At 57.0% G+C, this 21,025-nt stretch carries 17 protein-coding genes; 10 read left to right on the top strand and 7 right to left on the bottom strand.

Annotated elements, in window-relative coordinates; genetic code table 11:
* Positions 1–456, top strand: a complete 456-nt coding sequence (locus H4317_RS09790) for a YybH family protein (RefSeq protein ID WP_185886301.1) — start codon at positions 1–3, stop codon at positions 454–456.
* Positions 457–558: 102 nt separating this feature from the next.
* Here the strand turns inward: H4317_RS09790 and H4317_RS09785 are convergent, their stop codons facing one another.
* Positions 559–1,737: an App1 family protein phosphatidate phosphatase gene (locus H4317_RS09785; protein ID WP_185886300.1), complete on the bottom strand. Its 1,179-nt coding sequence runs from the start codon at positions 1,735–1,737 to the stop codon at positions 559–561.
* Positions 1,738–1,869: 132 nt separating this feature from the next.
* Positions 1,870–2,682, bottom strand: coding sequence for a M48 family metalloprotease (locus H4317_RS09780; RefSeq protein WP_185886299.1), 813 nt, complete (start codon positions 2,680–2,682; stop codon positions 1,870–1,872).
* A gap of 242 nt (positions 2,683–2,924) precedes the next feature.
* On the opposite strand from H4317_RS09780, the gene H4317_RS09775 reads away from it, so the two are divergent.
* Positions 2,925–4,052 (top strand): DNA topoisomerase IB, encoded by a 1,128-nt coding sequence (locus H4317_RS09775; protein ID WP_185886298.1) that lies wholly within the window; start codon positions 2,925–2,927, stop codon positions 4,050–4,052.
* A gap of 18 nt (positions 4,053–4,070) precedes the next feature.
* Here the strand turns inward: H4317_RS09775 and H4317_RS09770 are convergent, their stop codons facing one another.
* The gene (locus H4317_RS09770; RefSeq protein WP_185886297.1) at positions 4,071–5,660 is read right to left on the bottom strand and encodes a hypothetical protein; all 1,590 of its coding nucleotides are present in this window, start codon (positions 5,658–5,660) and stop codon (positions 4,071–4,073) included.
* 296 nt (positions 5,661–5,956) lie between these two features.
* On the opposite strand from H4317_RS09770, the gene H4317_RS09765 reads away from it, so the two are divergent.
* Both H4317_RS09765 and H4317_RS09760 read left to right on the top strand, forming a co-directional pair.
* Entirely contained in the window at positions 5,957–7,453 is a 1,497-nt protein-coding gene (locus tag H4317_RS09765; protein WP_185886296.1) for a hypothetical protein, read from the top strand.
* A gap of 70 nt (positions 7,454–7,523) precedes the next feature.
* Positions 7,524–7,949 (top strand): hypothetical protein, encoded by a 426-nt coding sequence (locus H4317_RS09760; RefSeq protein WP_185886295.1) that lies wholly within the window; start codon positions 7,524–7,526, stop codon positions 7,947–7,949.
* A 69-nt stretch (positions 7,950–8,018) separates the two neighbouring features.
* Here H4317_RS09760 and H4317_RS09755 read toward each other — a convergent pair whose 3' ends face one another.
* The 3 genes from H4317_RS09755 to H4317_RS09745 form a co-directional block, all read right to left on the bottom strand.
* Positions 8,019–8,435 carry a hypothetical protein gene (locus H4317_RS09755; RefSeq protein WP_185886294.1) on the bottom strand — a complete coding sequence of 139 codons (417 nt, stop codon included), beginning with the start codon at positions 8,433–8,435 and terminating at the stop codon, positions 8,019–8,021.
* 164 nt (positions 8,436–8,599) lie between these two features.
* Positions 8,600–10,111: an exonuclease domain-containing protein gene (locus H4317_RS09750; protein WP_185886293.1), complete on the bottom strand. Its 1,512-nt coding sequence runs from the start codon at positions 10,109–10,111 to the stop codon at positions 8,600–8,602.
* Between the two features lie 143 nt (positions 10,112–10,254).
* Complete coding sequence (locus tag H4317_RS09745; protein WP_185886292.1) at positions 10,255–10,725, bottom strand: ferritin-like domain-containing protein; 471 nt, start codon at positions 10,723–10,725, stop codon at positions 10,255–10,257.
* A gap of 241 nt (positions 10,726–10,966) precedes the next feature.
* On the opposite strand from H4317_RS09745, the gene H4317_RS09740 reads away from it, so the two are divergent.
* On the top strand, positions 10,967–11,404 hold the full coding sequence (locus H4317_RS09740) for a sugar 3,4-ketoisomerase (RefSeq protein WP_185886291.1): 438 nt from the start codon (positions 10,967–10,969) through the stop codon (positions 11,402–11,404).
* A complete protein-coding gene (locus tag H4317_RS09735; RefSeq protein WP_185886290.1) occupies positions 11,401–12,381 on the top strand; it encodes a GNAT family N-acetyltransferase in 981 nt (326 codons plus the stop codon). Before H4317_RS09740 ends, H4317_RS09735 begins: the two co-directional genes overlap by 4 nt.
* Positions 12,382–12,418: 37 nt before the next feature.
* Here the strand turns inward: H4317_RS09735 and H4317_RS09730 are convergent, their stop codons facing one another.
* The gene (locus tag H4317_RS09730) at positions 12,419–13,600 is read right to left on the bottom strand and encodes an AI-2E family transporter (RefSeq protein ID WP_185886289.1); all 1,182 of its coding nucleotides are present in this window, start codon (positions 13,598–13,600) and stop codon (positions 12,419–12,421) included.
* Positions 13,601–13,795: 195 nt separating this feature from the next.
* Here H4317_RS09730 and H4317_RS09725 point away from each other — a divergent pair, with 195 nt between their 5' ends.
* The 4 genes from H4317_RS09725 to H4317_RS09710 all read left to right on the top strand — a co-directional run bounded on the left by H4317_RS09725 (position 13,796) and on the right by H4317_RS09710 (position 20,969).
* A complete protein-coding gene (locus H4317_RS09725; protein WP_185889997.1) occupies positions 13,796–15,706 on the top strand; it encodes a DNA topoisomerase IV subunit B in 1,911 nt (636 codons plus the stop codon).
* Between the two features lie 248 nt (positions 15,707–15,954).
* Positions 15,955–18,747, top strand: a complete 2,793-nt coding sequence (locus tag H4317_RS09720) for a DNA gyrase/topoisomerase IV subunit A (protein ID WP_185889996.1) — start codon at positions 15,955–15,957, stop codon at positions 18,745–18,747.
* A 161-nt stretch (positions 18,748–18,908) separates the two neighbouring features.
* Complete coding sequence (locus H4317_RS09715) at positions 18,909–19,772, top strand: tetratricopeptide repeat protein (RefSeq protein ID WP_185886288.1); 864 nt, start codon at positions 18,909–18,911, stop codon at positions 19,770–19,772.
* Between the two features lie 45 nt (positions 19,773–19,817).
* Positions 19,818–20,969 carry a tetratricopeptide repeat protein gene (locus H4317_RS09710; RefSeq protein ID WP_185886287.1) on the top strand — a complete coding sequence of 384 codons (1,152 nt, stop codon included), beginning with the start codon at positions 19,818–19,820 and terminating at the stop codon, positions 20,967–20,969.
* Positions 20,970–21,025: the final 56 nt, after the last annotated feature.

Below are 21,025 nucleotides of genomic sequence, written 5' to 3'. Positions count from 1 at the left end.
ATGAAACTGAAAGTACTCGCCGCTTTTTCGCTGGGGCTACTGCTCTGCGCCTGCTCTTCCGACTACTCAGACTCCCGCGACTCTCCGGCGGAAACACGCCGCGCCATTGCGCAATTGCTCCACACCCAGACGGCCGCCTGGAACCGCGGAGATGTAGCGGGGTTCATGCAGGGTTACTGGCAGCATGATTCGCTGGTGTTCATCGGCAAACGAGGCCTTACCTATGGCTGGCAACCCACCCTCGACAACTACCGCCGCAGCTACCCCAACGCCGCTGCCATGGGCCAGCTGCGCTTCGAGGGCCTACGCATCATACCCGATGGGCCAAATACCGCACACGTGGTAGGCCGCTGGCACCTGACGCGGCCGGCCGCCGGCGACCTGCAAGGCCACTACCTGCTGGTGTTGCGCCGCCTGAATGGCCAATGGGTCATCGTCGCCGACCACTCTAGTTAAGCTTGCTAGGCAACAGCATAAAACACCCGTCCCATTCTAAGCTATGTTTAGAATGGGACGGGCGTTTTATGCTGTATGCCTGAAAATTCTCTTGGTGCCAGACTACTGCATCACCGGTTCGCCGGTGCCTTCGCCATCCAAGTCCGATTCGGTATCGGCGGCTTCATCCTTTTGCTTCTCTTGCTCCACAGCAGATACTGCTTCCCGGAAGATGAAACCAGCATCAGCCGCGTGCTCAGCGGCCTGTACGGTGTCTTTCACGAGTAGCATTTCTACCTTGTCAGCGCGCAGTTCCTCCGTTACCCGCTCTACTAGGGCAGCCCGCTCAGGAAGGTTCACGTCGCGGATATAGATGGCTAGGATGCGGCCTGGGTGGCGGCGTACCACTTCTCGGTAGATATTGGCATCCTCCTGTCCAGAGTCGCCGATGAGCACGAACGGCAGGGTTGGATAGGTGAGAAGCAGATTGTCGATTTCCTTGAGCTTGTGGCCGTGGTGAGCGGTGGCATCACCAGACTTCTTGCCAGCAACCGCCATGTCGCGCAGCAAAAGCGGACCGGGCGGAATATCGTTGAGGTCCAGGAAATCTTCTAGCAGGTCGTAGAGATTCCAGGGTGAGCTGCTGACGTAGAAGAATGGATTGTTGCGCTTGCCGTTGCGGCCCAGCTGCAGCTGCCGGTAAAACTCAGCCACCCCCTTGAACGGCAGGCGGGAGCGGGCATTCCGGATCAGTACCGTACGGGCCATGCGCAGCAGGTTGGTAGCCGACGTCTGAATAACCGTGTCATCTAGGTCGGATATGATGCCATACTCGGCATCAGCAGGGGGGATGAGCACCGGCGCGGCGGCGCGCAGCTCTTGCGCAGTAAACGGATGCGGCACCTGCTGCAGGAGTACTTCCACCGGATACCACAGAAAATCTACTGGCTCCGGCAGGCTTTGGGGCTCTAGGTTCAGCGTGAAATAGCCTTCCTCGTCCGTCACGACCGGATGCTCCGAGCCGTCTGCAGGGCGTACTACCAGTTGCGCGCCGCTGATTTCGTTGCTGTCGAAACGGCGGTACATATTCAGCAGGTTGTGCAGCCTCGAATCGGAAGCGTCGGGTTCCGTAATGCCTTTGTCGGTGAGCAACCGCCCTTTCACATAAAGACGAGTGGGCGTGCCGTAGCTGCGGTAAGGCAATAGCTGCAACGGATGCAGCATGCCCAGCCGGGCACGAGTGCGCGTGAGTAGGTCGTCGGTGCGTTCGGCAAAACTGCCAAGTTTGTTGAGGAGAGACATGGCTGCAAGTACGAAGGAAGTAGCGTAAATGATACCGAGAATGAGGTTTTGGGTGACTAGAAAACACAAAAAAGCCAGCCGTGTATACGGCTGGCTTTTCAGGTGGCTGGCTAAGAGCAAATAAGCCTCAGACTAAATAATCCGCTTCAATTCCTCGAAACCGGTATTCGAAATAGTACGGTTCTGGCAGTTCAGCTCTGCGGCTTTCGCCTGAATTTCCTGGATGCGGGAAGCAGGAGCTGGGTGGGTGCTGAGGAAGGCCGGACCGTTGCCGCTCTGGTTTTGTGCCTCAGCCTTAATGAAGAAGCCAGCGGCGCCGTCGCAGGCATATTCCGTCTTATTGAGATAAATGACTGAGTATTGGTCGGCCTCGCTTTCATCGTCGCGGCTGAATTTAAGCTGGCCCAAACCGGCAGCAATTTGCACCAGTTGATTTGGGTTGTCACCTACCAGGATGCTCAGCAACAGGCTGATGCCATACTGCTGCTGCAGTTGCTTGGAAGTGTGCCGACGGTCGGCGTGAGCAATTTCGTGGCCCAACACGCCCGCCAATTGGTTCTCGTTGTCGAGAAACTTGATCAGACCGGAAAATACGTAGATGTGGCCGCCGGGGGTAGCAAAGGCGTTTTGCACGGCATCATCCTTGATGATCTTAACATCCCAGGGAAACTCGGTGCGGTACTTCACTTCGCCGGAATTGAGCACCTTATTTACTACGCCATCGAGCAGCTGATAAGCACGGGCGTTTGTAGAGTTGCGCTCCAGCAACTGGCCTTTGGCCCGGTAGGTAGAGTCGGTTTGGGCGGCTACCTGTTCGCCAAGAGCTTTGTCGTCCTCCACCGAAAACAGGAGAACTCCGTCGCCATCGGAGGAGCAGGCGGCAGTACCGCCGAGGGTGGCAGCCAGGGAAAGCAGGAGCCAAGGTTTGAGCAAAAGACGGCGCATGAAAATTGGATTTGGGGTGTAGAAAGGGTGGTAGTCTGCGGCAGGCGGAAGAAAAAACGATGCCAGAATCACTGGAGCGGGTACGGGAAGTGGCTTTTGGAGGTTGTCTGCGGAACGCATTCTGGGCTAAGGCACCGAAAACCAGTAGGAAAAAAAGCCTTTCGCTCCGCATGCCACCTTTTCCGGGCTGCCACCCGTACACCGGAAGCCGCCATTCCGGCGCTCATACTTTGCTATCTGTCATGTCCGCTTCTGCCACTACCCACGCCCGCCCCAAAACCCGCAAAAAGCACCTGCTTCCTCTGGAGGAAGCGCACGAATTGTACAAAGATCCTGCTCGTCAGGCCGAGCTGGCTGGCTTGCGTTACCAAACCGATACCAAACCGGGTATCACTCGCAAAGCTACCCGCAACGGTAATTTTGGCTACTACACCGCGCAGGGCGAGAAAATTATGGACGAGAAAGTGCTCAGCCGTATCCAGAGCTTCGTGATTCCGCCAGCCTGGACGGAAGTCTGGATTTCGCCTTCGCCCAACAGCCATTTGCAGGTAACGGGCCGTGACGCGAAAGGCCGCAAGCAATACCTCTACCATGCCGCCTGGGACCAAGCACGTGCCCTCACCAAGTTCAGCCGGTTGCGGGCTTTCGGGGAAAAGCTGGCCGAACTGCGGGCCCAAATGCATAAGGACCTGGCCCGCCCGCAGCTGGATAAGCAAAAGGTGATGGCGCTAGTGCTGACGCTCATGGACAAATCATTCATCCGGGTCGGCAACCGTGAATACGCCGAAAAGAACAAAACCTATGGCCTCACGACTCTGCGCGACAAGCATGTGCAGGTGACAGGAGCCGATGTCCGCTTTGCTTTTGTGGGCAAAAAAGGAGTAGCCCACGACCTGACTCTGCACGACCGAAAGCTGGCCCGGCTGGTGCTGAAATGCAAGGAAATACCAGGCCAGCACCTGTTCCAGTACTACAGCACCGATGGGCAACGCCAGGAGCTGGAATCGGGTGATGTAAATGAGTACCTGCAGCAGGTTACGGGCATGAAGCTTTCGGCGAAGGACTTTCGGACCTGGGGCGGCACCGTAAAAATGGTGGAATGCCTGGAGCGGGTACTGGACGAAGAGCCGGACTTCCCCAAGCCCAAGACGCTGAAGCGCGCTCTGAAAGACGTGGCCCACGATCTGGGCAACACACCCACTGTGTGCTCCAAATACTACATCCATCCGCAGGTGATGGAGCTGTTCAACTCGGATAAGCTCATCGACTACCTGCGCCGCCACGACGCGGACCCCGCCGAAAACGACCTGCTCACGCCCACCGAACACATGGTGCTGGACATGCTGGCCGAGTTGGAAAAGGCGAAATAATGAAACGGGGAGGGCCAGTTACCTCCCCGAGCCGTCCCGGTCGAAGGCGTGGCTTTCTACGCCTTTGGTCGTGTTGTCCTTTAGCTCCGGGGCAGGCTCAAAGTCGTTGTTGCGCTTGGTGTCGTAGAAACGCGTTTTGCGGCGCAGGCCGGTCACGCGGGACTTATCGCGCACTTTGTCTTCGTCGGGCCCACCGTAGATATGCACGAACGGGCTGCGGCGTACAGAACCACTCAGCTCAAATACATCGTCGCCGTGCAGGCCGTGCAGTGCTATGCTGTGCGTTTCAGCGGGATTGAAGACGCGGCGGTACAGCAGCGAGTCGGGCCGTTTGGCGGAAGGCTCCAGCTCATACACCGACACAACCGTAGCCGTGTCATTGAGCCGCTCAACCACAAACCGCTCGTCGGCATCAGTACCAGCTACCAGCACATCGTGGGCGCGGAGGCGGTAGTAGTCGGTGGCCGCTTTGGGTAGAGCTTCGCGACGAGCACGCAAAGCGGCAATCATGGCTGGGCCCTCAAGGCGAAAAACCTCCCGGGGCAGGCCCTGCCGCACGGCCTGCGTAATCACCGAGTCGGTGAGGCGGCGCTGTAGGTCCTGTGCGGTGGCGAGGTAGGTACGGCGGTTCAGTTCGGTCAGGACGTGCGTGTCGATGTAGCGGGAATTGCGGGTGTAGCCCTCTATGCTTTCATAGCGCGGCCCAAACGTCCGAAATTTCGCTACCGCCTTGCTCATTAGCCAAGACAGCACACCATCGTCAAACCGGAAAAAAACCTGGTCCCGATCCTGCGGTATAGGTACCCAGCGGGTCTGGCCCTGCGCCTGCGGGTAGGCAGCCCAGGTCCATTGGCCCTCGTGCCGGTCCCAGTCGCCGAGCCACAGATCCAGCAGGCGGGCCCGTAGAAAAGCGGCTTCATCAACGGTATTTTTAGGCGACTTATACCGTTCAGCCAGGATGTTGTCGCTCTCCTCCAGATCCGTAGCACCGGGCAGGCGGCCGGCTATGTTTTCCTTTCCTTCCAGCTTTTCTTCCAGTAGCACTACTCGCCCCTGATACCGCTCCGAGGCTGCCCCGAAGCCAGTTTCGTCAGAGCGGACATAATAGGCTTTGGGATTGGTGTGGAGCACACCGGCGGCCTCGGCTAGCGGAGGCACTACAAATGCACCATACGGCTGTCCGGCCGCCGTAGCATCGCGCACTACATTCAGCACGAAGCTATGGCGCAGCACTTTTGGTAGGGTGCGGTAGGGGTCTTTGTCGATGGAGCGAAGCGCGTAGCCTCGGCCATCTGCTCCTAGCACTGTCATGCTGATAGTCTGAAACCCGCCCCCAATCTTGCCGGCTTTAAGGCCCCCTGGCACTGTTGAAGCCACATCAAGCACGGGCAGCGTCACGGGCTGAGCCCAGGCTGCCCGATGGTGCTGCCCCAGCAAAAACCGCCCAATAGGGCCGCGCTGATAGTGCCGGCCGGCTGTCACCCGGGCACTATCGGCGCCGGCTGCAAGGGGCGCGGTGTCAGGGCGGGCATCAGGCTGAAAGAAGGTCTGGCGGGCGCAGCCAGCCGTCAGGAGCAGGAAAAAGGGGAGGGAGTAGCGAAAAATCATGCGGAGCGGAAAGCGCGGCTGGTATCCTTCAACGCAGATATGATGGACTTGTTAGCTGAACAGGCTAGGGTAACGGAATTCGAGTAGGCATGGCACTTCATACCGGCCGCTGCCAACCCCTACGGCTGTGTTTACGGTATAAGACAGTCCGCCAGCCCGGCGGCAGCTAATTGCTTTGCCGCGTGTCACGTTTTTTGCTACCATCCCGAGGCCTGTGGGCCGGCGGACTTTGTATTGGGTTGTTGTGCCATGCCTGCTCAGCTCCGGCCGCACCGCCCGTGCCGCCCGTGGCCCGTATGCTCACTGATTCCACGGTGCAGATAGCAGCCGGCCCTCAGTACCAGCGTTCCGGCCTGCACACGTTCTTCTGGGGCAAGCACTACCGCGACTTATGGGCTTTGCCCGTAACAGTACCCGTGCTGAATCTGCGCACCGTGGTGCCCGGCGGACTTACTCCGGTGCGGGAAGGCGGCTCATTCCAAACCAAAAACCTGCGCCTTGTAGACCGAAACGGGGTGCAGTACGTGCTACGCTCCGTAGATAAAGACGCAACCAAAGCTCTGCCCGAAGGCCTGCAGAATGGCCCTATTGGGCGGTTGATGAAGGACCAGACTAGTGTTATCAATCCATACGGCGCCTACGTAGTGCCCCGGCTGGCCCGGGCGGCAGGCGTTTACCACACCAACCCGCGCCTAGTATACGTCGGCGACGACCCCGGGCTTGGGGAGTACCGCCAGGGATTCGCCAACGCGCTGTATCTGCTGGAAGAGCGGCCCGAGGGTGACCAAAGTACAGTGGCCAGCTTCGGCAATTCTGCACGGGTGGAAAGCTCTCGTAAAGTGTTTACCAATCTGATGACCAACCCACAGTTTCGGGTGGATGCGCGGCGCTACCTGCGGGCGCGGCTGTTTGATATGTGGCTCGGCGACTGGAGCCGGCGGGAAGACCAATGGCGCTGGGCCAGTTTTGAAGGTTCTGGGGGCGGAGTCCGGTATCATCCCATTCCACGCGACCGAGACCATGCTTTCTTTAAGTTCAATGATGGCCTGTTCACGCACATGATAGGGTGGGTGAAATCTAATTATCAGACCTTCGAAGAAAAAATCAGGCTCTCCGATGTGGAAGGCCTGAACCGCGCCGCGCAGCCCATGGATAAGTCGTTGCTGGTGTACCTGAGCCGCGAGGATTTCCGCCAGATTGCCGATTCGCTTCAGAAACAGCTGCCTGACCCGGTGATTCGGGAGGCGCTGGCAATATGGCCCAAAGAAGTGTATGCCTTGGCCGGGCAGGAGTTTGAGCACAAGCTCAGTCAGCGCCGCAACCAGCTTCCGGCTGTGGCCGACAAGTTCTACGCGCTGCTGGCCCGCAACATAGAGCTGCCCGGCACCGACCAGCCCGAGCGGTTTGTGCTGGACTCGCCGAATGCGCAGCAGGTTCGGGTTCGGGTGTATCAATTGGGTGCCAGCCGCCCTGACAGTCTGGTAGGGCAGCGTACCTTCAGCACCACCGAAACCAGCACGCTCAAACTGTTCGGGCTGGGTGGCAATGATATATTCGAATTCCGGGCCCTGCCACCTACCGGCATCACAGTCGGGCTCTATGATGGCGCCGGGCAGGATGTAGTGCTGGGCCCACCCGCCGCCACTGGGCAAGCGCGCACCCGCAGCACCGTATTTGAAAGCGGCGACGGTAACACGGTGCTCGTTCCGAAGGCCATAAAGGTAGAGAAGTACCACCCTGCCGCCACCGAATTTGATGCAGCTGGTTGGCTTCTGCGGCACCGGCTGTACTAAAAACTCCCGGCGGTTAGCTGTTCGATATGCAGGGAATCTGCCCTACATTTGAGCTTCTGCCGAGCTTACAATGCAAGCGTTTACTATTTCCGACTATCTCCATATCGTTCACCGTCTAGATTTGAACATGCTGGTAGCACGGTGGCTGCGGCCGGTTTCTGGTGCTGAAACCCAGGAAGGCTACCACTTTATTCTGGAAGCAGCCCGCCAAAGCCAGTGCCCATATTGGCTGCTCGATGGACGGCGGCGTCTGCCAGCAGATGCCGAAACCACTAAATGGGGTTTCGAAGAGTACTTTCCACACCTGCGCGCGCAGCTGGGGCAGCCCGTGTTTTTGAGCCAACTGATATCTCCAACCTATCAATTGGTTACCCAGGCCATACCGGTCTTTCAGGAAAACGAGAGCAATCCGACCCATACGTACCGGATGCGCCGTTTCAATGATGAAGCCCAGGCGGTAGAATGGCTGCGTAGCTGCCAGCAAGAGCAGGGTTAGGCTGCACTAGCATATTAGTGCGTCCTGAGGCGGGCAAATACGCCTGAACCCAGATGTTCATTCAGTAAGCTAAGCCTGCAGGGCGAATGCCGTGTTGCGTACCCAACTGCGCGCTTCTTCTACCGTTTGGAACCACGCCGTGCTGAGTGGGGCCATAGCGCCGGCGCGGTGCATTACCTGCGTCACGCCCTGGCGGTTCAGCACATCCTCCGATTCCACAATGGCCATGTGCGTGATATTGAGCTCCGCGAAGCGCGGAAACCATTCATCATTCAGCCAAATCTGGTCTATGGGGCGGATAACGTGCATGCCGCGTAGGTTACCAATCCATGCCCGGACATTGTAGAGGCTAGCCAGCCGCAGCCCTTCCCACATGCCTTCGCGCAGCTGTACGCTGTTGGCAAAGTCGAGCCATTCCAGTTCCAGGGCGTGCCCGAATCCATCATGATGAATAAGCAAGTACGGGGACGTAAAGAGCGTTTTCATAGGCACGAAGACAAACAGAACGACAGAGGCCGACAGCCTACAAACTGAATATAAGGTATTCCTAATCTTAATGAAATAGAACCGGCGGAAACCTGTCTTGGATATAAAAAAAATACCCCGCTATATAAGCAGGGTACCAAGATTGGGTGGCGGTAAGCCGAGAACTATTTGAAAATCTTCACCTTGTCCTTATGCTTGGTGCGCAGATATTGCCGGATAATCTGCTGCGCATCCTTGTTGTCGTTGTAGCGAGTAATGACGTTTCTGAAATCAGCTAAGCTGCGGGCGGAAAACGATTCGGTATCGACATAGGCAAAGCCTTGGTACCGGCCGTTTTCAACTAGTACAATCGTCTTTTCGTCCTCGCGGCGGCCCTGCCCAATCACCACAAATGAGCCGTGCTCATACGTAAACGACTCAATGGCTTCCTCTACGCGCTGGTTGTACTCTTCGGGTGGCTCCAGGCCCAGGCAGGCACCTTTGCAGCGGTGCACCTGGTAGTCGAAGCAGGCCCCCGTGGTTTTGTATAAGTCGCAGAGCTTCTGGCACAGATTGAACTTGGAGACTTTATGAAATAGGAATCCTTTGGCCTTGTACTGGTTGCCCAGCGCAATGAGCGGGTGCGACTCCGCATGGTCATCGGCGCGGCCGTAGTAGAGGTGTTTGTAGCCCTGCTCGTCGGTGCGCAGGAAAATACCGGCCGGAAACACGGAGCGCCGCAGCTTCCGATTGTAAAGTGGCTTCAGCCGCTTGATTTCGTGCGACTCATACAGCAACGCCACCAATTCCGAGCCGGTCAGTTCCCAGGTGATATCGGAAATGGAGTTTTTGAATTCTATGCTTTTGCGCGACTTGTAGTCAACCGCGAAATGCTGCTGGATGCGTTTGTAGATATTGATGCTCTTGCCCACATAAATCACCTCGCCCTGCTCGTTGTGGAAGTAATATACGCCCGCCGTATGCGGCAGTGAGGCCACTTTTTCCGGTGTGATGTTGGGCGGTAGTAGCGCCGTCCGGATAGCTTCCTGCACTGCTTTTATCTTGCGGGCAGAAGGGGCCTTTGTGGCGGCCGGGCTGGCAGTGGCCGGCGGAACTGGTCGGCGGCCGGCCGGGGCATTTGCATCCACGGCAGCCAGCGTATCGGCCGGAGATAGGCCGGGCTTAGTCAGCGCCTCTTCCTGCTGGCTGATTTTGAGCAGCCGGTCAAACAAGATAGCCGTAGCGGCGGCGTCGCCAGCAGCCCGGTGGCGACCGTTCAGCGGAATGCCAATGTTCTGGCACAGCTTGCCGAGACTGTAGCTGGGCTGGCCCGGCATCAGGGAGCGGCTGAGGCGCACGGTACACAGCGTTTTGCGCGAATAGTTGTAGCCTAAGTCGCCGAATTCCTTTTTCAGAAAGGAATAGTCGAAGCGTACGTTGTGGGCCACAAACACGCAGCCTTCCGTCATTTCCACCACTTTGCGGGCCACCTCATGAAACTTGGGTGCGTCGCGCACCATCTCATCGTTGATGCCGGTGAGCTGGGTGATAAAAAATGGAATGGAGCGCCCCGGATTAACCAGCGTATCGTATTGGTCCACCACCTTTTCACCATCATGAATAAAGATGGCTATTTCCGTAATGCGGTCCTGCGTGGGCTGTCCCCCGGTAGTCTCAAGGTCAATGATGGCGTACAAAAGCGGCGCGGTATCAGGTAATAAACAATGCTAATGCAATTGGTAACAAAGATACAGCCTGGGAGGTTGCATCGACTTGTTTCAGCTAAGCGCACAAAAAAAGACCCGCACGAGGCGGGTCTTTTTCACGAGGTGCAGTAATTCTAGCGTGTCGCTTTCTGCTGCGTAATCCAGTTCTTATCAGACAGGATGGAGCCATGCTGTTGCTGAATGACGGTGCGGGCTTCTGCGGGCAGTTCCTGCGACTTCAGCGCTGTTTCATACGACTGCAGAGCCACCGAATCACCGTTTTCGCACTCGCCCAGAATAGCCGAGTCATCTTGGCCCGTAATGGCCGATTTGATATTGATCCAGCCCCGGTGTACAGCAGCGGCAGCATCGGCTATCGTGGCCTCAACTGTGCTTTCCTGCGCCGGATTGATGCCAAATTGCTGCGCATGCTGCGTGAGGTCGGCGGCAAATTGGGCGCGTTGCTGGCTCATCTGGCTCAGCTTCGATTTTAGATTTGCATCGGAAATCTCCTCTGCTGCTTCTTGGTAGCCTTTGGCGGCTGTCTTGTTGATTTCAACCAAGTCGTTGTATGCGCGGGCGGTTTCGCCGGTAATAGCTGCCATGGGGTAGAAGTTTAGGTGGAAGTGAGAAGTTCAGGGCCTGTCCGTTTTTCAGGACCACGCCGGAGAAGTATACTTAGTGGTGGGGTGAGGAGTTGTAGCAGAACGGAATAAAATTCTGGCGTGCTGCGCGGCTTTGGCTCATCTTCTTATATAAGAGCCAAGGTTGGCCGGGAAGGGGAGAAGCGCTACTTTTGACTAATCCGCACAGTAGTGCTGGCGGGGTTTGTGTCCGTTTGCTCCCATGTCCATAGTGCCTGCTGAAGCCCTGCCTGTACCGCGCCTGATGCCGCTACCCGTCATCGGTGATGCAGCCACTGGCTATACCGCAACGGCTGCTCCAGGGGCGTTGCCATTCCCTATTGCACGGGTCTATTGGACGTATGGTACTCCGGCCAATGTACTGCGGGGCCACCATGCCCACCATACACTGGAACAATTGCTGGTTGCCGTAAGTGGCCGCCTTGATGTTACCCTCGAAAATCCGGCTGGCGAGCAGCAGCAGTTTACGTTGGAGCGCCCAGATGTCGGTTTGTACCTGCCGGGCCTGTACTGGCGCACCATCCGCTTCCACAAGCAGGCCGTGCTGCTATGTTTAGTATCGCAGCCCTATTCCGAGGCTAGCTATATCCGCGACTATGCGGCTTTTCGGGCCCTGGCTAATGCGTCGGACACGCTATGAGCCACTTGCCGGCCGTAACCTGGGTAGAACCGTACGCAAAGGCGCATGAGGCAGCCTGGGATGCGCTGGTAGCGGCTTCCGACAACGGGCCTTTCCTGTTTCAACAGTCGTTTCTTACCTATCACCAAGACCGTTTCCAGGACCAATCGTGGCTGGTATGGCAGGGGCAGGAGCTACGGGCCGTTTTTGTGGCAGCTACCGCCCATACCACCACCGCGCCTGATGTACTGATAGCGCACCCAGGACTGGCCTATGGCGGCCTCGTTACGGTTGCACAACCCAAATACACGGAGGTAGCTGCCTGGCTAGAATTGCTGCGCGCTGCCTGGCAGGCAGCTGGGTTCCGGCAGCTTATTCTGAAGCCGGTACCACGCGTGTTTTGCCGCCAGCCTTCTGAAGGGCTATTGTTTTGGCTGCACCAGCAGGGCGCCCGCCTCACTGGCCGTGAGCTGAATTCCGTCATCAATCTGACACGGCCTTTCCGGATTGGCACCTGGCGGCGGGGCAATCTGCGCAAAGCGCGCCGCCACGGGGTAGTAGTAGCAGCTACGGCAGCTGACTCTGAGTACGCGGCCTTCTGGGACATTCTCACTCAAAACCTACTCCAGGTGCACGGGCGCCGCCCCGTACATACGCTAGCTGAAATATGCCGCTTGCGCGACCAGAACCCGGACCATATAGAACTCTGGGTGGCACGAATAGGGGTAGAAGTTGTGGCCGGGGTGGTAGTGTTTCAGGACACGCACCAGGGATTTGTGCATACGCAGTACATAGCCGGAAACCCTTTCGGCAAGCAAACCGGCGCCGTTGATGCCGTTCTGGCGCATCTGCTTGAGGTGAAGTCAGCGCATTTTCAACGGTTTTCATTCGGCATTTCTACCGTGCACGGAGAGGTAAACCAGGGCCTGCTAAATCAAAAAGAGGGCTTCGGAGCCACGGCCGAAACCACAGACACTTACACCCTCGAGTTGCAATAAAAAGCAGCGCCCGGCAGTTAGCCGGGCGCTTGAGCCATCAATCTTTATTTAGCAGCCGTCGCCAGAGCTTCTGGACACTGTTCGGCTCGTTGTTTTCGGGCTTGGTGGAGTCCTCGCCTTCGGCAGTGTCGCCGAGCAGGAAACCCCAGGGCTCTGTGGCTTTATTAGCATCCAGTACAACTTTGGCAACGGCCATGAGCGGAATGCTGAGAATCATGCCCGGTGTGCCCCACAGTTCAGCCCCCAGAATCAGGGCCAGAATAGCGGCCAGCGGATTGATGCTGACCTGCGAGCCAGTAATCATGGGCGTGATGAAGTTGCCTTCCAGAAACTGCACCACCACAAACACCCCAACTACCAGCGCTGCCTGCAGCGGGGAGCCGGTTTCAACCAGTGTAATAATGGCCGGCACGGTGGCTCCAATCATGATGCCGATATAGGGGATAATGGCCAGCACAGAGGCGAAAATGGCGAAAAAGATGGCGAACTTGACGCCCAACGCAAGCAGCCCGATACCGTTAAGTACAGCCACAATTACAATGACTTTGAACAGGCCCGAAATGTAGGCCTGCACTACGGTCTGAATACTGTCGACGGTATGCAGCACCGACGTGCGCTTGTCGGGGGCTACAAAACGGAACATAAACTGCCGCAGATGGTCACGGTAGAGCAGCAGACAGAAGATGTAGATGAGTACCTGCGCTAGGTTGCTGAGTACCGCGGTGGTGGTGTTAAGCGTAGTACCGAGGTAGGAGCCGCCCGATTTTTTCAGCGTCTTGACCGTCGTTTCCTTCAGATCTTCGATACTCATGGGCTTGTAGCCAAACTTCACATGCGCCCATTCCTGCGCCTGGGTGAAGAATTCCATCATCTTGGTCTGCAGCTTGGGTAGCTCGCTTTTAAACTGCGCCAACTGCGAGCCAAACCCCAGAATAACCCCCGCAAAAACGGCCAGCACTAGCAAGAGACACAGAATAATGGCCAGTACCCGCGGCAAGCCACGCAGCTCCAGCCAGCGGCAGATGGGCAGCAGCAACAAAGTGAATACGGCCGAAAACAGCAGCGGCAGCAGGATGTCGTCGAGGACTTTCAGCGAGTAGACCAGCAGTACCGCACCAAGCAGAAAGAAGGCGAACTGAATGATGGGGGTCTGCTTGACTACCGGACTGGGCTTATGGCCGGAAGGAGGCAAATGATGCTGAGCAGCAGGAGTAAGCATTTTGCTAATAGAGTTGGTAAAATTGGGAGAGAGAAAAGTGCGGTTGTGAGGCATTTGTATTGAAATGCCCCGGAACAAACTGAAGCGGTGCTGGGTTTGGAAAAGAGATTTTGCTAACTTTACTAGCGAAATTGAAACGTGGAAAAGGTCAGTTTTCTGCGTTATTTTACTCCGGAATTGAATTTCGATCTACTGATGAGTGAAGAACAGATATCCGTTGCTACGCACGGCTACACCGAAGACAGCATTCGTTCCCTTGACTGGCGCGAGCATATCCGGTTGCGGCCTGGTATGTATATCGGCAAGCTCGGCGATGGTTCGGCGTACGATGATGGCATCTATGTGTTGGTAAAAGAAGTCATCGACAACTCGATTGACGAACACGTGATGGGCCACGGCCGCACGATTGAAATTAAGATTTCTGACCACCGGGTGCAGGTGCGCGACTACGGCCGCGGCATTCCGCTGGGTAAAGTGGTGGATGTAGTCAGCAAAATCAACACGGGCGGCAAGTACGATTCCAAGGTCTTTCAGAAGTCTGTGGGGTTAAACGGGGTCGGTACCAAAGCGGTTAATGCGCTCAGCAATTACTTTCTGGTACAGAGCGTCCGCGACGGGCTGATGAAGTCTGCCGAGTTTGCGCAGGGTATCCTTACCAGCGACGCTAAGCCGGTGAAAACCAGCCAGCGCAACGGCACGCTGATGACATTCCAGCCAGACGACACGATTTTCCGCAACTACCGCTTTATCCCAGAGTACCTCGAAAATCAGATCTGGAATTATGTGTACCTGAATGCTGGCCTCACCATCAACTTCAACGGCCAGAAGTACTACTCCGAAAACGGCCTCGCCGACCTGCTGGCCCGCAAAGCTGATCCGGAAAGCCTGCGCTACCCGGTCATCCACCTCAAAGGCGAGGATATTGAGATGGCCATCACGCACGGCAACGACTACGGCGAAGAGTACTACTCGTTCGTGAACGGGCAGTATACCACGCAGGGTGGAACGCACTTGGCCGCCTTCCGCGAGGCAGTAGTGAAAACGGTGCGCGAGTTCTACAAGAAAGAGTACGATGCTACCGATGTCCGAGGCTCCATTATTGCGGCCATTTCGGTAAGGGTGCAGGAACCCGTGTTCGAAAGCCAGACCAAAACCAAGCTGGGCTCCATGAACATGGGGCCCGATGGCCCCACGGTACGCGGCTTTATTCTGGACTTCGTAAAAGAATCCCTCGACAACTTCCTGCATAAAAATCCTGCTACTGCCGAGGCGCTGCGCAAGCGTATTGAGCAGAGCGAGCGGGAACGGAAGGATATGGCGGGCGTGAAGAAGCTGGCCAACCAGCGCGCCAAAAAGGCCAACCTGCACAACCGGAAGCTGCGCGACTGCCGCTTCCACCTCGGCGAAGGCAAACAGGAAGCCGAAGCCCTGACCACGCTGTTCATCACCGAAGGTGACTCTGCGTCGGGCTCTATCACGAAAAGCCGCAACGTAGAAACGGAGGCCGTTTTCAGCCTCCGCGGTAAGCCGCTGAACTGCTTTGGGCTGAAAAAGAAGATTGTGTACGAAAACGAGGAGCTGAATCTGTTGCAGCACGCCCTCAACATCGAGGAAGGCATTGAAGGGCTGCGCTACAACCGCGTGGTTATTGCTACCGATGCCGACGTGGATGGGATGCACATCCGGTTGCTGCTGCTCACGTTCTTCCTGCAGTTCTTCCCGGACCTCGTGCGCAACGGCCATGTGTTTATTCTGGAAACGCCGCTGTTCCGCGTCCGCAACAAGAAAACGACCATCTACTGCTACAACGAGCAGGAGAAGCAGGCTGCCATGCGCCAGCTCGGCCGCAACCCCGAAGTCACGCGCTTCAAAGGGCTGGGCGAAATCAGCCCCGACGAATTCGGCAAGTTCATCGGTGACAACATCAAGCTGGAGCCCGTGATTCTGCAGTCGGACCGTAGTATTCAGCAGGTACTGACTTATTACATGGGCAAGAACACGCCGGCCCGTCAGGAATTCATCATCGAAAACCTGCGTCAGGAAAAGGACCTGGTAACCTCGGATGTGCTGCCCGTAGCAGAAGTGCCCGAGGAAGATTTAGCGTAATTTTGAGTTTCCTCCGGGTGTGGCTCCGCCATACCCGGAGAGAGGTACAAGGATAATAACCGTGGCAAGCGCCACACCCCGCCGTGTCAGAAGAGAATACTCCCCACACCCCCGAGCAAGATGCGGCCGACCTGTTCACGGCCGGCGACACTGTTGAACTTGGGGCTGCTCCCGCTGCATTTACTGCTGCTGGCCCCGCCGGCATTCCCGCCGATTCGGATGAGGAAACAGTGGCACTACTGAGCGAAATGGCCACGGCCGAAGCATCCACTGAGGAAACGGAACCAGCCGAAACCGAAGAAATTGCGGAGGCAGAAGAAGAGCCGAAGTTCGCACCTGGCGAAACCATCCACGATGTAGCCACCGTGAATGGCATGTACCAGAACTGGTTTCTGGACTACGCCAGCTACGTGATTCTGGAGCGTGCCGTGCCCGCCATTGAAGATGGACTTAAGCCGGTGCAACGCCGCATTCTGCACGCCATGAAGGAGATGGATGATGGCCGCTTCAACAAAGTGGCCAACGTCATTGGGCAGACCATGCAGTACCACCCCCACGGCGACGCCAGCATTGGCGACGCTATGGTGAACCTGGGGCAGAAGGACCTACTGATTGAAACTCAGGGCAACTGGGGCGACATCCGGACCGGCGACGGCGCGGCGGCCCCGCGTTACATAGAAGCCCGCCTGAGCAAGTTTGCGCTGGACGTCGTGTTCAACCCCGACATCACGGAGTGGCAGATGAGCTACGACGGCCGCAAGCGTGAGCCGACTACGCTGCCCGTGAAGTTTCCGCTGTTACTGGCACAAGGCGTGGAAGGCATTGCTGTGGGCCTGAGCACCAAGATCATGCCCCACAACTTCCGCGAGTTGTGCAAAGCCAGTATTGATGTACTGCGCGGCCGGGAAATCCAGCTGTTTCCGGACTTCCCGACCGGTGGACTCTGCGACGTCACGAACTATAACGGTGGCCTGCGCGGCGCCAAAATCCGGCTGCGTGCCACCATCGAGAAGGTCGATAAGACCATGCTGGTTATTCGCGACATTCCATACGGCACCACCACCACGGCGCTGATGGAAAGCATCGTGAAAGCCTCGGAAGGGAATAAAATCAAGATTAAAAAGGTAGTCGACAACACGGCTGCCACGGTAGAAATACAAGTACATCTGCCCACCGGCGTTTCGCCGGACCTGACGATGGATGCGCTGTATGCCTTCACCGACTGCGAGGTTAGTATTTCGCCCAACACCTGCGTCATCATCGAGGACAAGCCGCGCTTCGTGGGGGTGGAGGACATGCTGCGCCTGAGCACCCAGAAGACGTTGCGCTTGCTGGAGCGGGAACTAGAAATCCGGGAAGAAGAGCTGCAGGAAAAGTGGCATTCGGCTTCGCTGGAGAAGATTTTCATCGAAAACCGCATCTACCGCAAAATTGAGGAGTGCGAAACATGGGAGGAAATCCTGCAGACCATTGATGCGGGCCTGAAGAAATTCGTGCGCATCGAAGGCGAGAAGCCCAAGGCCAATGACACACGCATTGTGATGCGCCGGGCCATTACCGAAGACGACCTCACCCGCCTCACCGAAATCCGCATCAAGCGCATTTCCAAATACGACGGCTTTAAGGCTGATGAGTACATTCAGCGGCTGGAAACGGAGCTGGCAGAAGTGGCCGACCACCTCGCCAATCTCACGCGCTACGCCATCAACTACTTCGAGGGGCTGCTTAAAAAGTACGGTCAGAATAGGGAGCGGAAAACCCAACTCCGCACCTTTGATGTGGTAACGGCCCAAAAAGTAGCCGTGGCCAACCAAAAGCTCTACGTGAACCGCCGCGACGGTTTTGTGGGCTACGGCCTGAAAAAGGACGAGCAGGTAGAGCATGTCTGCGACTGTTCCGACCTCGACGACATCATCAGCATCAAGCGGGATGGCACGTTCACAGTAACCCGGATTGCCGAAAAGACCTTCGTGGGGAAGGACATTCTGCACGTTGGCGTCTATAACAAGAACGACGACCGGCTGGTGTACAACATGATTTACCAGGATGGTGTCTCAGGTATCAGCTTCGCTAAGCGCTTCCTTGTAACGGGCATCACCCGCGACAAAGTATACGACCTGACGAAGGGGACGAAAGGCACCAAAACGCTCTACCTCACGGCCAATCCCAATTCGGAGTCGGAGATAGTAGGTGTGCAGCTTTCCGATAAGGCGCCGGCCCGCGTGAAGCAGTTCGACTTTGACTTTGCCGAGCTGTCAATCAAAGGCAAGGGTTCGATGGGAAACATTGTCACGAAGCAACCTATCAAGAAAATCACGCAGAAAAGCCTCGGCGACTCGACGCTGGGTGGCCGCGAAATGTTCTTTGATAGTGTGGTGGGCCGCCTCAACCATGCCGGCCATGGCCGTTACCTGGGTACCTTCGATACCGATGACACGCTGCTGCGTGTGTACAAGGATGGCAGCTACGAACTGATGCCGCCCGAGTTGTCGCTGCACTTTGAGATGGCAAACATGGTGTTGCTACGCAAGCTGGAGCCCGGTTTGGTGCTAACGGCTGTGTATTACGAGGGCGAATCAAAGACGTACTACGTAAAGCGGTTCACCATCGAGACGACGACCCTGAAAAAGCGCTTCACATTTATTAGCGAAACCACGGGCTCGAAGCTGATAGCGGTAACGGCCAACCCCGAACCGCAAGTGGAGGTGAAGCTGCAGCGCGATAAGAAAGCCGACAAGGAAACCGAGAAAATCAGCCTGCACGAGTTCATTGATGTGAAAGGGTGGAAGGCAATGGGCAACAAGCTCAACTACTTCCGGATTCATGCCGTGACCCTGCTGACGGATGAAGGTCCTGAGCCCCAGCGGCGCGAAGTGAAGAAAAAGGCCGGTCCGGCCACCATTCCCCGGTCGGCCGCTGGGCCCAGCGAGCCGGAAGGGCCACTGCCTGATCTGACCGGCCCCGTGGATATTTCGGCTGCCGATATTGCCCAGGCCCAGGCCATACTAAAGACTCCCAAGTCGCAGCTTAAGTTGTTTTAAATACCGAAAAGCCCCGCAGTTGCAACTTGCGGGGCTTTTTCGTGAACTTGCAGTACGCTTGCCCTGTGGTAAGCAGACGCTTCACCGACAGAGTGAAGCATCTTGTGAAAAGCTGCAGCTTTGCGGCACAGTCTGCGGTAGTTGTTTGCATGGTAGTGCCTTTGGGTCGTTTTTTTTGGCTGATACTGCTTTGGGCTGGCCTACTGGCTGTGCCTACCGAAGCCCAATGGCGCAGGACCTCTAAGCCTACGCCTAAGCTGCCCGCAGAAACGCCGGAAACAGCTCTTGTCGCGAAGCTGTTGCGCGAAGGGCAGGAGTTGCAAAACCAGTACAAGGACTCAGAGGCCTTGGGCAAATACGAGCAGGCATTGGCTCAGGCTCCCGCCACCTACGAAGCTCTATGGCGGGCTGCGGTACTCAGCGTCCGGATTGGGGCCCGCTACACCGACGAAACCCGAAAAATGGCCTACTTCTCTGCTGCTCGGCTTTATGCCAGCCGGGCCCTTGTCGTACGGGCTGAGGGAGCTGAGGGAAATTATGCGGAGGCCTTGGCGCTGGCAAACCAAGCCACCTTGCTCACTGCCCGCAGCCGGTTGCTTTCCTATAAGGAGATGAAGCCATATGTGTTTAAGGCTGTGGCGCAGCGTCCTGATTTTGCGGATGCCTGGCAGCTGCTGGGCCGCTGGCACTACCGCGTCGACCACTACAACATTCTGGAGCGGATATTCAGTCGGGTGTTTCTGGGTGGTATGCCTTCCGGAGCCAGTACCCGGGCCGCCATAGAGGCACTTTCCAAAGCGCACGAGCTGAACCCCAAGCGCATTGAATATGCTTATGATCTGGCGCGGGTGTATCTGAACCAGGGCTATAATACCCAAGCAACTGCGGTACTGCAGGATGCCGTGGAGCTAACACCGGTTACGGCCGAGGAACTGGAAATCAGCCGGCGCTGCCGTAAGATGCTGGTGCAACTAAACCGGCGGCTGGTAAAGCAGGTGCATCGGCACATGCGCAACGTAGACTAGCCGGCCCGTGCTATCCGGCTGCTACCTTCCGTATCTTTGCCCCCGATGTCAGCTACCGTTTCTTCCTTCCTGGGTTTTTTGCGCCCGTTTCTGCTGCTGCCTCTTACGGCACTGCTTGCTACGGCCTGCGGTGCCGGCGCCGAGGAGCAGCCTGAGGCAATGGTGGACCTGAAAACAGTACAGAGCGGTCCAAAAATTCAGGCCGAAGAACTAGACGGGGCCATAGCTCGCCAACCGCGCAATGCTTCTCTTTACGCGCGCCGAGCTGCATTTCGCCTCGATGCCGGCCAGATTGAGCCTGCCTTGCAGGATATAACCCAGGCCCTCGACTTGGATGATACGCCCGGTGAGTTCTACTTCCTTAAAGCGCGGGCCCTGCGTGCCCAAGGCAAGCTCCAGAGTGCTCTGGCCGCCGCCGATATTGCGTCGCGGCGTGGCTACGCGTCTGCTGAATTGAACCTGCTGGTGGGCGAAACACATCTGGCCTCACGCCACTATCAAACTGCCATCGACTATCTCGACCGTGCCCTGCAGCAGGAACCCGACCACACAGCTGCCCTTTTCTACAAAGGCATGGCCCACGTTGGGCTACAGGATACCACGCAGGCTCTGGACTACCTGCGTGCCAGCCTGGCCCGCGACCCGCGTCAGCCCGAAACCCTGCACCAGCTGGCCTTTCTGTCGAATGCCTACCGCCAGCCAGCTAATGCGGCCCTGTATGCGGCTCGTGGCCTGAAGGTAGCGCCCAATTATGGTCCGCTCTGGTATGACTATGGCCGTCAGTTTGAGCTGCAAAACCAGCCTGACAGCGCCGTGCGCATTTATGCCCGTACCGTGCAGCTGGATACCACTTTTTACCGTGCTGATTATCGTTTGGCATTGGCTGCGTTGAAAACCCGAAAGTATGCCGTGGCCATTCCGCACCTGCAGCGCGCCTTGCGCCGTGCACCCCGCCTAGCTGGCGCCCGCCAGATGCTGGCAGAAAGCCTGGAAAGCCTTGGCCGCTACCCAGAAGCCGCCGACCAGTACCGCCTGCTGGTAGCCGAAAACCCAGGCAACCGGCACTGGACCTACAAAGCATGGAAGGTGAGCAACCGGGCCAGAGGCATCATTGTGGACGAAACTCCACGCCGCACCGTCGAGCCCATCGAGCCCATTTCTATTCAGCGGCCGGGTCTCCCCGGATTAGGGCTCTAGGAGAGTTGGCGAAGTGCTGAGTTAGGGAGTAATCTGCACGAACTTGCAGTTCCACC

The organism is Hymenobacter sediminicola (genome assembly GCF_014250515.1).
Classification (GTDB): Bacteria; Bacteroidota; Bacteroidia; order Cytophagales; family Hymenobacteraceae; genus Hymenobacter; species Hymenobacter sediminicola.
Note: the sequence above shows the minus strand (reverse complement) of the source record. Positions and strands in the feature narration are given on the sequence as shown.